Origin of the sequence: Hoylesella shahii (assembly GCF_937990675.1) — a bacterium.
Taxonomy (GTDB): domain Bacteria; phylum Bacteroidota; class Bacteroidia; order Bacteroidales; family Bacteroidaceae; genus Prevotella; species Prevotella shahii.
In genome coordinates, this window is the sequence record NZ_CALKQY010000030.1 from 12,789 (window position 1) to 25,448 (window position 12,660).

Consider the following 12,660-nt stretch of genomic DNA (forward strand, 5'->3'; position numbering starts at 1 on the left):
TTAATGAATGTGTTGGTTTACATATCAAAAGATGTTTCAGATGCTGATAAACAGTATCTGACTACTCTTTTTAGCCTGATACAAAACCAACTCAACATCACTATTGCAAACGAAGCACCTTCGTGGAAAGATAGTTTCTCACTCGTTCATCTTGTTGGGTGCTGGGATGCCAAGACGCTTTATATTTATAATTGGGCCGTTCGCACTCACACGGCAGTGGTGCTATCACCATTGGGCGACCTTAATCCCTGGCATATAAACAATCTTCCAACGGCTAAACGATTACTTTTAAATATCCCAATAAAAAGGATGTTGAAGCTGGTAGGTGTTGTGCATGTATGTGGACAATTGGAATACGATACGCTGAAGGCTTTCAATGTCAACACCAATATCGTAAGAATAGACAACCCACGCATCACTAGCGGCATTGAAATGACCGACATGGCCAACCAATTTATGCGCATGTACCGCAAAACGCTTAACACTTGGCCTGCCTCTATGCTCACAACTGCCGAACTAGAGCTGGTTGGTTTGCTGGTACTTGCAGGAATTGACGCAGAGATGTATACACTAATGGATCTGCGCAATGAAACAATTGAAGCACTTGCCACATCCAAATGGAGCTATGTGTTGATGTATGCAGCACAAGAACGCGTGCTAGACTTACTGAGAAAAGGACTTGAACGCCTACAAACAACTACTCCTTCAACAGACCTATCAGGTTTTGAAACTTTCAACTTCGATCCTATACCCGAAGACAACAACGACACTGAGGATGGGGAAGATCTGGAAGTGGAGGAAATCGACGAAGATACAGACAGCCTAGACAATAATGCTGTAATTAAAACTATCGTAGAGAATGTACGCACCTTATACAACTCTCTCTCAGAAGATACTGCACACCTACAATTATTAGTTAATCTTTATGCCAGTTTAAGGCTGTCTGACTATGATGAAGAAGCCTTAGTACAAGCGCTAAATAAAGCACGAATGCTGCAGTTTTTTAGACAAGCAGAAGGAGTTATGCACAATTTGCTAAAACTTCCAGAGGGATTTATGCCCATACTGCCTCTAAACGATAAACATACCACGCACTTAACCCACAAGATAACAAAGGTATTTAAGTAATGACAAAGAAAAAATACGAAATAGAGCGCGACTTGCGTTACCTCACACTCTTAGCTCAATCGTTCCCAACGGTGGCCGAAGCAAGCACTGAAATTATAAATCTCCAAGCCATTCTCAACCTTCCTAAAGGCACAGAACATTTCTTAGCCGATTTGCATGGCGAATACGAGGCTTTCCAACACGTGCTAAAAAATGCATCGGGAAACATCAAACGCAAGGTTAACGACATCTTTGGAACAACACTGCGCGAGTCAGAGAAACGAGAATTATGCACATTGATTTACTATCCCGAACAAAAATTGGAGTTGGTTAAGGAAACGGAAACCGATCTAAACGATTGGTATCACATCACCATTCACCAACTTGTGAGTATATGTAGGGATGTATCTAGCAAATACACGCGTTCGAAAGTGCGCAAATCATTACCAACAGACTTCCAATACATCATCCAAGAACTATTGCACGAACGCGTTGACGACTCAAATAAGGCCGCATACGTAAACGTTATTATCGAAACAATAATCAGCACTGGACGTGCCGACGACTTTGTTGTAGCCATCTGCAACGTTATTCAACGCTTGGCCATTGACCAACTGCACATTCTAGGCGACATATACGACCGCGGACCAGGAGCACATGTTATCATGGATACAATGGAACGCTATCACAGTTGGGATATTCAATGGGGCAATCACGACATGCTTTGGATGGGTGCAGCAGCTGGAAATGTGGCATGTATTTGCAACGTGATACGACTATCGTTGCGTTATGCCAACCTCACCACGCTCGAAGATGGTTACGGTATTAACCTTGTGCCACTTGCAACCTTTGCCATGGAGACCTATGGCGAAACAGAATGTAAGGAGTTTGTGCCTAAAAATAGTGGCGAGTCTTCTAAACTAGACGAAAAAGCCATGCGCCTAACAGCTTTAATGCATAAGGCTATCGCTGTTATTCAGTTTAAAATAGAATCGCAACTCTTTGAGAAGCATTCCCATTGGCAAATGCAAGACAGGGTTTTGCTGCGTAATATAAACTATACTAAGGGTACTATAACTCTGGATGGACAAGAATATCCACTTACAAGCAATGAATTTCCAACGATAAACCCAGCCAATCCACTAGAACTAACCGACGAGGAGAAGATGTTGGCCAAACGCTTACGCCATTCTTTCAAGGTGAGCGAAAAGTTACAACGCCATGTGCGCTTGCTTTTGCAACATGGATGCATGTATGCCATATATAACAACAACTTGCTTTTTCACGCCTCGATTCCTCTAAACGAAGATGGTTCGCTAAAAAACGTGGAGGTAACTCCTGGACAAACGCTATCAGGACGCAAACTGCTACACAACATCGGTATGCTTGTTCGTACCGCATACCAAAAGGATGCGGAGCCCGAAGAGCGCCAATATGCCATTGATTATTTTCTTTATTTATGGTGTGGACCCAATTCTCCGCTCTTCGATAAGTCTAAAATGGCAACCTTCGAACGCTATTTTATTGCCGATAAGGCTACACACAAGGAGAAAAAAGGCAACTATTTCACACTACGCGACAACGAAAACGTTGTAGATAGCATACTAGATGCTTTTGGTGTTACAGGAGACAATAGACACATTATCAACGGACACGTTCCTGTGCATGTTGCCAACGGTGAAAATCCAATAAAAGCAAACGGCAAGTTGATGGTTATTGACGGTGGCTTTTCTGAAGCTTATCACAAGGAAACAGGAATAGCAGGCTACACGTTAGTATACCATAGCCGTGGATTTCAATTGGTTCAACACGAGCCTTTTAACAATGCTATGGAGGCAATTCGCACAGGTAGCGACATTAAAAGTACCACGCAAATCATCGAAATGTCGTCGCACAGAATGCTAGTGGCCGATACTGATAAGGGCGTTGAACTTAACAAGCAGGTGGCCGACTTAGAAGAATTACTCTACGCTTATCGACATGGCATTATAAAAGAAACTGAACGAAAGAAAAAAGAGTAGGGGAGTACACTATAAAAATTAGAGTATAGAATGCTATACATAAAACGAGCTGCTCCCAAAGGGGGCTGCTCGTTTTTATATCGTGCATTTTCAGTTTTTACAGTACTAATCTAACTATTAATACCAATTTACAACTTTGTAAAAGCAGGGGTATATTCGCCTCAAAACGCATAAAGATAGTATAATATTTTAACAAAACAATCACAAAAGTAATCGTATTAACATCATATCAATTAAACATTAAATACATAACTGTTGGCACTATTATAAGAGAAAGGTTGGTAGCAGCTGCAATTAACACCTTAAAATATATTAATAGGGCAAAATTTTACGAGAAAATATTTGCGATGTTATTTATTTTACGTAATTTTGCATAGAAATTCGAAGCGTTTCTGTTCTTGAAGCGCTTTTATTACAATCAACAACTTAGTGCATAAGATATACAAAGATGTATAGTAAAGAAGAACTATTATCAAAAGAGATGTCTGAATTGGAGGACATTGCAAAAACACTTGGTGCCGATTACAACGGCAACAACAAAGAAGAATTGGTATATTCAATATTAGATAAACAAGCCATTGACGAGGGAACCAAAAACCCCTTGGGACAAAAAAAGAAAAGAACAAGAATTGTTAAGAAAGACACAGATAGAGTTTACTCGGTAAAAGGGAAAGAGGGAGAAAACTTTGATGTGAAAAACAATAAAATGTCTCCTAGCGAACAGCCTTCACTTTTTAAAGATATAGAAGAAACAACAGCGGAAAACTCTGCTGAAGAAACTGCTAAACCCAAGAAAAGGGGACGCAAATCAAAGAAAGAAAAAGAAGCTGAAGCTGCTGCCTTGGCTGAAGCAGAACGCTTGCGCCAAGAGGTGGAAGAACAAAAAAACGAAGAGACAACCGAAGAAATAAATGCCGAGAATGTTGAAACAAGCGAAAAGCCTGAGCCTGTAACAGACATCATCGAGAACAATAATATTCAGCCTACCGAGGAGGATAACGAAATGTCGGTGCCCGAAGCTAGCTTCTTACCCGAAGCAAGCGAAATGGAAGATAACAATGATGCTCCCGACAGCGGTTTGCTAGCTCAATTGCAAGCAAAAATCAATGCTCGTAACGAGAATTCGAATGATAGACCAGACCCAATAAGAGATGGTTATTGGGAAGGTGACCCTGGAGATGGTACTGACTTTATCACCGTGGTGGACTTACCCATCGAAGATCAAGGGGCAATGCCCAACTACGATATCTTTGACAATCCTACAAGTGGCATGCCTAATCAAGTATTTCAGCCACAAGAAGTGGTACAACCTGTACAAAACTCGTACGACTTCACAGACTTGATAACAGCCGATGGCGTATTGGAAATAATGCCCGACGGTTACGGATTTCTAAGATCAAGCGACTATAATTACTTATCATCTCCCGATGATGTATATGTTTCGACACAACAAGTAAAGAAATATGGTCTTAAAACAGGTGATGTTGTAAGAAGCAAAGTGCGCCCACCGCGAGAAGGCGAAAAATACTTCCCACTAACAAGTATCGAGATGATTAATGGCAGGGCTCCTGAAGAAATAAGAGACCGCGTGCCTTTCGAACATCTTACACCACTTTTCCCCGACGAAAAGTTTAATCTCTGTGGTAATCCTGCCACAACAAACCTCTCAACTCGTATCGTTGATTTATTCTCTCCCATAGGTAAGGGACAACGTGCGCTTATCGTGGCACAACCCAAAACGGGTAAAACCATTTTAATGAAGAACATAGCAAACGCCATTGCAGCCAACCATCCTGAGGCATATCTAATGATGCTGCTCATAGACGAACGCCCTGAAGAAGTTACCGACATGGCTCGCACCGTAAATGCAGAGGTAATTGCCTCTACATTTGACGAACCAGCAGAACGCCATGTAAAGATTGCTGGCATCGTTCTTGAGAAAGCCAAACGACTTGTAGAGTCGGGGCACGACGTTGTTATATTCCTCGATTCCATCACTCGCTTGGCTCGTGCCTACAATACCGTTAGTCCTGCAAGTGGTAAAGTGCTCACTGGTGGTGTGGATGCCAACGCTCTCCAAAAACCCAAACGCTTCTTTGGTGCTGCTCGTAATGTAGAAAATGGCGGTTCGCTCACTATTATTGCCACAGCTCTTATCGACACTGGCAGTAAGATGGACGAAGTAATTTTCGAGGAATTCAAGGGAACTGGCAACATGGAGTTGCAACTCGATCGCTCGTTGAGTAACAAACGCGTATTCCCGGCTGTGAATTTGGTAGCATCAAGCACACGTCGCGACGACCTGTTGCAAGACAAGACCACGCTCGACAGAATGTGGGTGCTGCGTAAGTACATATCAGACATGAATCCGATAGAAGCTATGAACGCTATTCACGATCGTCTAAATGTAACAAAAGACAACGACGAGTTCTTACTCTCGATGAACGCATAATGAGGGAAATGGGGCACAGAACTGCCCCATCCCTTACTAAAACGAAGACCAAAGCTGAGCATTTGCCCTGACAATACTCATTAAACATCGCTTGGCATCGCAAAGAAAAAGACCAATACACAGCTTGCCAAGAGCATTCGCAAAACTTGAGAGAACGATACAGGTAAAACGTGTTTTATGAATGGAAAAGGATTGGGGCGTGTAAACATAGATGAAGCCTTTATGTAAATAAGGTAAAATCTGTTAAAAACACAAATCAGCCATCTTTGAACAGCAAAATATGTACATAAATCAGCCTATAAGAGCAATGTTATAAACAAAACATCAAAAAAAAGTAACATTATTGTTGTGTTAATAAAATAATGAGTATATTTGCACCATCAGTAGGCATTTAGTTTTTATAGTATGGTACAGTTAGTAGAAACAAAAGGTAAAAAGAGAGATTCTCAAATCTTCATTAACCCCCAATTAATGGGTACGTTGGCAAAAAACATTTGCCAGGAGATTTCAGTAAATCAAAAGTACAAGGACAAGACTTACTCTGCAAAGCAACTTGCAAAGGATTTGGGTACGAACACGAGATATATCTCGACTGTAATTAACAGGCAATTCAATACCAATTACACATCCTTCGTGAACAAGTTCCGCATCCAAGAAGCCATGAAACTGTTGAAAGACAAGCGTAAGGCTCACCTCACAATCGAGGATGTTTCGGATGCTGTGGGGTTCTCTACTCGTCAGTCGTTCTACACTTCGTTTAAGAGGTTCACTGGAATGACACCTCGGGAGTACCGAATTTCTCCCGAATCAGACAGGTAATCAATTTTATCTCCACGCTAATAAGTGCGTGGAGATAATTTTTTTTGTGTATTTAAGAAAATCATCATGAAAGAAACAGACACCTTTATATATAGCGATGAGAGATTTGCCGACTTGCAAATGCTTCGTTACCAACTACCACAGTTTGAGAAGTTATCGCTACAGCAAAAATTATACGTTTACTATCTTTCACAAGCCACGCTCTGTGGAAGAGACATCACCACCGACCAGTTTGGAAAATACAACCTCCGCATCAGAAAAACTCTTGAAACTCTTTATACACACTTTGATGCCAACTCTGATAAAGACAATTTTGAGAAGCTGACATTATATTTAAAACGTGTGTGGTTTTCTAATGGCATCTACCATCATTACGCCAACGATAAGATTATACCGCAATTTTCAGAAACATTCTTCCGCTCGGCTGTTAGTCAAATGTCATTAGAAAAGTTGCCAATGACGGGCTATACCACAACTGAAGAACTTTGCAACGACATTTGTCCCGTAATGTTCAATCCTGAAATCCTACCCAAACGTGTAAACAAAGCTGATGGGGTGGACGTGGTAAAAACTTCGGCTTGCAACTATTACGAGGGTGTTAGTCAGCAAGAAGCTGAAGACTTCTATAACAAGATGAAAGCTGCTGCTGGAGACAATTCTCCTTCGTGGGGATTAAACACCAAACTAATTAAAGGAGATAATGGACTAGAGGAATGCATCTGGAGCGAAACCACGATGTATGGCGAAGCTATTCGCCACATCATCTACTGGTTAGATAAAGCAAAACAAGTAGCAGAGAACTCGCAACAAAAACATGTTCTCGACTTACTGATAGCTTATTATCGCTCTGGAAACTTGCATCTATTTGACGAATATTCGATTGAATGGCTTAAAGAACAAGAAGGCACCATAGACTTTATCAACGGATTTATTGAAGTGTATGGTGACCCGCTAGGCTTTAAAGCATCGTGGGAAGGTATTGTGGAGTATAAAGACCAGGAAGCAACACGCCGAACTCGTCTTATCAGTGACAATGCACAATGGTTTGAAGACCATTCGCCTGTTGATCAACGATTTAAAAAAGCCGAAGTGCGAGGCGTTACAGCCAATGTTGTCTGCGCTGCTATGCTTGGAGGAGACGAATATCCTTCTACAGCCATTGGCATAAACTTGCCTAATGCCGACTGGATTAGGGCGCAACATGGGTCGAAAAGCGTTACCATCAGCAATATTACCGACGCATATAATAAAGCTGCAAAGGGCAATGGATTTAAAGAAGAATTTGTGATTGACGAGGATACGCGTGAAATGATTTCACGATATGGTGACATTTGCGATAATTTGCACACTGATTTGCACGAATGCTTGGGACACGGAAGTGGAAAATTGCTGCCAGGAGTTAGTCCTGATGCCTTGAAAGCCTATGGCAACACTATCGAAGAAGCCCGAGCCGACCTCTTTGGTTTGTATTATCTGGCCGATGATAAGCTGTTGGAATTAGGACTGGTGCCCGACAAAGAGGCTTACCGCGCTCAATATTATACGTACATGATGAATGGTCTAATGACTCAACTTACACGCATTGAGACTGGTAAAAACATCGAAGAAGCACACATGCGTAACAGAGCACTTATCGCACACTGGGTGTTAGAACATGGAAAAGACGCTGCCGAGTTGGTTGTGCTTAATAACAAGACCTTCATTAAGATTAATAACTACGAGCAATTACGCCATTTATTCGGTGATTTGCTGGCTGAAGTGCAGCGGATAAAGAGCGAAGGCGATTTTAATGCAGCAAGAGAACTGGTTGAAAAATATGCGGTTAAAGTAGACACTAAACTTCATTCAGAAGTATTAGAACGCTTTGCAGAATTAGATATTGCCCCTTATAAAGGCTTTATTAACCCTGTATATCAGCTCGTTCACAACGAAGTTGGCGAAGTCGTTGATGTGAAAGTAGATTACACCGAAGCTTACGACGCTCAAATGCTTCGTTACTCTAGTGAATTTGGCTTTCTAGTTTAGAAAAGAACATCTTGATTAATGTAAAGTACAACATAATGGAGTGGGGTATAACAACAGATAAGTAAGTGCAAATCTTAATCAAGTTTGCGCAACAAGCTTAACTACACCACCATTTTTAAACGTAGCATAAAACAATGAACGAAGATACACATAGTAAACTAATGGCTATAAAGCAGTCGTTCCGTCTTTTTATGGATGGTACGACATCGCGATCTATGGCTCAAAAAGGGTTGGGATATAAAATAAACTGGGGAGTGCCTTTTCACGAACTGCGTAAGATGGCCATGCCTTACGCACCCAATTATGACCTTGCCATAGAATTATGGAAAGAAAATATTCGCGAATGTAAGATTATGGCAACCTTAATTATGCCAGCCGAACGTATGTCTATTGAACTAATTGATGTGTGGACAGACCAGCCCATTCAACAAGAACTGGCAGAAATGTTGGCTTTTAATCTGTTGCAACATGTAAATTTCGCACCCACATTGGCCTATCAATGGATGGCTAGTAATCGCCCCGACCGCCAGATATGCGCATATCAACTTCTGGCACGACTCTTTATGAAGGGCAGCGAACCCAACGAACGTGGATTAGACGAATACCTAGACCAAGTATCTATTGCTTTACAGCACGAGAACCTAGGCGTAAGGCATGCTGCTAACGCCAGTTTGCAGAAGTTGGCCATGCTCAATGAAGGTTATGAGCAGCGAGTTAACGAGTTGTTGGATGGTCTACAGACTCCCTAATTGAGTCATAACAGTAGCATGTGAAGCATGCACTTTAAGTTACTAAATACATTTTTGTCTTGAATAGTATGCTTTTCAGATATTTATCGTAACTTTGTAGGGCATCATGCCATGCATATCCATGCTACATCGGCATAGCATTTGCAAGAAATAAACAATACACATATTATAATATGAAGACAGGAAAAGTAGACGTTCTTCTGGGATTGCAGTGGGGCGACGAAGGCAAAGGAAAGGTTGTAGACGTGCTAACACCACAATATGATGTTGTTGCACGCTTCCAAGGAGGACCAAACGCTGGTCATACGCTAGAGTTTAACGGTCAAAAATACGTCTTGCGAAGCATCCCTTCTGGCATTTTTCAAGGCGGAAAGACTAACATCATTGGCAATGGCGTGGTGCTAGCTCCTGACTTGTTCATGGCCGAAGCAAAGGAGCTGGAAAAAAGTGGGCACAACTTAAAGAAATGTTTACACATCTCAAAGCGCGCACACCTTATCATGCCAACCCACAGAGTGCTAGATGCCGCCTACGAAGCATTGAAAGGCGACAAGAAAGTTGGCACCACTGGCAAAGGAATTGGTCCTACTTACACTGATAAAGTTTCACGTTCTGGCCTACGTGTTGGCGACATCTTCGAAGGTTTTGAAGAGAAATACGCCCAACATAAAGAACGCCATCTCAGCATTTTGCGCAGCATGAACTATACCGACTTCGATATTACAGAAGTCGAAAAGAACTGGATGGAAGGCATTGCATACATGCGTGAGTTCAATATTGTAGATAGCGAATTCGAACTGAACACCCTTTTATCTCAAGGAAAATCTATACTATGTGAGGGAGCACAAGGAACAATGCTCGATGTTGACTTTGGTAGCTATCCTTACGTAACATCGTCTAACACCATTACAGCCGGAGCATGCGCAGGTTTGGGTATCGGTCCTAATAAAATTGGTGATGTTTATGGCATTATGAAAGCCTATTGCACACGTGTTGGTGCAGGCCCTTTCCCTACAGAACTATTCGATGAAACAGGCAAAAAACTTCGCGACCTGGGTCATGAGTATGGAGCCGTAACGGGTAGAGAACGTAGATGCGGATGGATTGACCTGGTGGCATTGCGCTATTCTATTATGATAAATGGTGTAACACAGCTCATCATGATGAAGAGCGACGTGCTCGACACCTTCGAAACCATTAAGGCATGCGTGGCTTATGAGTATAACGGCCAACGTCTCGACCACTTCCCATTCGACATCGAACACGGCATTACTCCCGTTTACGAAGAATTGAAAGGCTGGCAAACCGACATGACGCAGTTCACAAGCGAAGAACAATTCCCCGAAGCATTCAAAGATTACGTTGAATTCTTGGAAAAACAACTGCAAACACCTATCAGAATTATTTCTATCGGCCCAGATAGAAGTCAAATAATCGTTAGAAACAAATAATGAACAAACCATCCATACCCAAAGGAACAAGAGACTTTTCGCCAGCCGAAATGGCTAAGCGTAATTACATCTTCAACACCATTAAGGATGTTTATGTCCTGTACGGCTATCAACAAATCGAAACACCATCCATGGAAACTTTGCAAACGCTCATGGGTAAGTATGGTGAAGAAGGGGATAAGTTGCTCTTCAAAATACTCAATTCGGGCGATTTCATCGGAAAACTACCTTCCGAAGAATTTGTAAGTGACAATGTTCTAAAACTAGCAGCCAAGATCTGCGAGAAAGGATTACGTTACGACCTTACCGTACCTTTTGCACGCTACGTCGTTATGCACCGCGATGAACTGCAAATGCCATTTAAACGCTACCAAATTCAACCCGTTTGGCGTGCCGACCGCCCACAAAAGGGTAGGTACAGAGAGTTTTATCAGTGCGATGCCGACGTTGTTGGGTCGGACTCTTTGCTGAACGAAGTGGAACTGATACAAATTATCGACACTGTTTTCACTAAGTTTGGAATCAATGTTCAGATAAAAGTTAACAACAGAAAAATACTTGCGGGTATTGCCGAATACATTGGACAGCCCGATAAAATCGTTGATATCACCGTAGCTATAGATAAACTCGACAAGATTGGTGTTGACGCAGTAAATGCAGAAATGCTTGCAAATGGCATCTCTGAAGAAGCAGTAAGTAAGTTGCAACCTATACTTACCATGTCGGGAACAAATAAAGAGAAGCTGGAAACCATCGCTCAAACTATCGCTACGTCTGAAATTGGCGTGAAAGGAGTAGAGGAGACTCGCTTTATCCTTGAGAAGGTAGAAGCTGTTGGAGTGCAAAACGAACTACAATTAGACTTAACTTTGGCTCGCGGTCTGAACTATTATACAGGTGCAATATTTGAAGTTAAAGCTAAAGACGTGGCTATAGGTAGTATTACAGGAGGTGGTCGATACGACAACCTTACCGGAATATTCGGTATGCCAGGACTAAGTGGTGTGGGAATAAGCTTCGGAGCCGACCGCATCTATGATGTACTGAACACTCTCGACCTTTATCCACAAAACGCAACACAAACCACACAAGTGCTGTTTATCAACTTTGGCGAGGCAGAAGCCAACTTCTGTCTACCTATTGCAACAAAAGTACGGGCTGCAGGCATATCTGTTGAGCTGTATCCCGATAGTGCTAAGATGAAAAAACAGATGGCATACGCCAACTCAAAAAACATTCCCTTTGTGGTTCTGGCGGGAGAAAGCGAAATTAATCAAGGCAAAGTTACGCTGAAAAATATGCTCACGGGCGACCAGCAACTAGTTTCAGCAGAAGAACTAATCGCTATTGTTACACCTAATTAATTCTAAGCCAGCTTATTATTATGGAGATGGACGTTTATCAACAGCTGCTCGCAAACGGCATAAGACCGTCTGCGCAGCGGCTAGCCATCATGAATTACTTGCTCACTCATCGAACGCATCCCACAATAGACGAAGTTTATCAAGGATTGTGCAACGAAATAAAGACTCTTAGTAGAACCACGGTTTACAATACATTAAGAATGTTTGCCGAAAAAAAACTGGCACAAATGATTACTATCAACGAACACCATGTGTGTTATGATGGCTGTACCAATCCGCACAAACATTTTTATTGTAATCGGTGTGGACATGTTTTCGACATCTTTGATGAAACATCTGAAAAACATTCAGTATCGCAGAACATTGATGGACATCACATAATTGAGACGCAAATTTATTATCGAGGTGTCTGCAAATACTGTTTGAGTAAGGAACTTTTAGAGTGTGGCAACTAGAAATTAACACCAAATACTTGCAAAAGGGCATAATCTAAGTTATCAGAATCGGCATATTGACAAGTTATTGTTCATCAGGCAATTATAAAACTATAATACCAATTATGATAAATAAGGTGCGATTATTGCCCTCGCAAATGTTAAAAGTGTGCTAAAACCAAATGTAATACGCTGTTAATGCGTGCTAATTGCTTGTATTTTAGTATCTTTGCAGCGT

At 41.7% G+C, this 12,660-nt stretch carries 9 protein-coding genes; all 9 read left to right on the forward strand.

All coding sequences use genetic code 11. From position 1 onward, the window contains the following. Window positions 1–3 precede the first annotated feature (3 nt). The gene (locus QME03_RS05000) at window positions 4–1,128 is read left to right on the forward strand and encodes a glycosyltransferase family protein (protein ID WP_025816894.1); all 1,125 of its coding nucleotides are present in this window, start codon (window positions 4–6) and stop codon (window positions 1,126–1,128) included. Continuing rightward, window positions 1,128–3,128: a fructose-bisphosphatase class III gene (locus QME03_RS05005; RefSeq protein WP_025816893.1), complete on the forward strand. Its 2,001-nt coding sequence runs from the start codon at window positions 1,128–1,130 to the stop codon at window positions 3,126–3,128. The genes QME03_RS05000 and QME03_RS05005 overlap by 1 nt, the downstream gene beginning before the upstream one ends. 448 nt (window positions 3,129–3,576) lie before the next feature. Beyond that, complete coding sequence (gene rho / locus QME03_RS05010; protein ID WP_025816892.1) at window positions 3,577–5,580, forward strand: transcription termination factor Rho; 2,004 nt, start codon at window positions 3,577–3,579, stop codon at window positions 5,578–5,580. A 405-nt stretch (window positions 5,581–5,985) separates the two neighbouring features. After that, window positions 5,986–6,399 carry a helix-turn-helix domain-containing protein gene (locus QME03_RS05015; protein WP_009235408.1) on the forward strand — a complete coding sequence of 138 codons (414 nt, stop codon included), beginning with the start codon at window positions 5,986–5,988 and terminating at the stop codon, window positions 6,397–6,399. 66 nt (window positions 6,400–6,465) lie between these two features. Then, window positions 6,466–8,424 (forward strand): dipeptidyl-peptidase 3 family protein, encoded by a 1,959-nt coding sequence (locus QME03_RS05020; protein WP_025816890.1) that lies wholly within the window; start codon window positions 6,466–6,468, stop codon window positions 8,422–8,424. A gap of 134 nt (window positions 8,425–8,558) precedes the next feature. Further along, the gene (locus QME03_RS05025; protein ID WP_281723668.1) at window positions 8,559–9,173 is read left to right on the forward strand and encodes a DNA alkylation repair protein; all 615 of its coding nucleotides are present in this window, start codon (window positions 8,559–8,561) and stop codon (window positions 9,171–9,173) included. A gap of 173 nt (window positions 9,174–9,346) precedes the next feature. Continuing rightward, window positions 9,347–10,624 carry an adenylosuccinate synthase gene (locus QME03_RS05030; protein WP_281723669.1) on the forward strand — a complete coding sequence of 426 codons (1,278 nt, stop codon included), beginning with the start codon at window positions 9,347–9,349 and terminating at the stop codon, window positions 10,622–10,624. Beyond that, the gene (hisS, locus tag QME03_RS05035; protein ID WP_410521755.1) at window positions 10,624–11,988 is read left to right on the forward strand and encodes a histidine--tRNA ligase; all 1,365 of its coding nucleotides are present in this window, start codon (window positions 10,624–10,626) and stop codon (window positions 11,986–11,988) included. The genes QME03_RS05030 and hisS overlap by 1 nt, the downstream gene beginning before the upstream one ends. Window positions 11,989–12,008: 20 nt before the next feature. Beyond that, a complete protein-coding gene (locus tag QME03_RS05040; protein ID WP_281723670.1) occupies window positions 12,009–12,443 on the forward strand; it encodes a Fur family transcriptional regulator in 435 nt (144 codons plus the stop codon). Window positions 12,444–12,660: the final 217 nt, after the last annotated feature.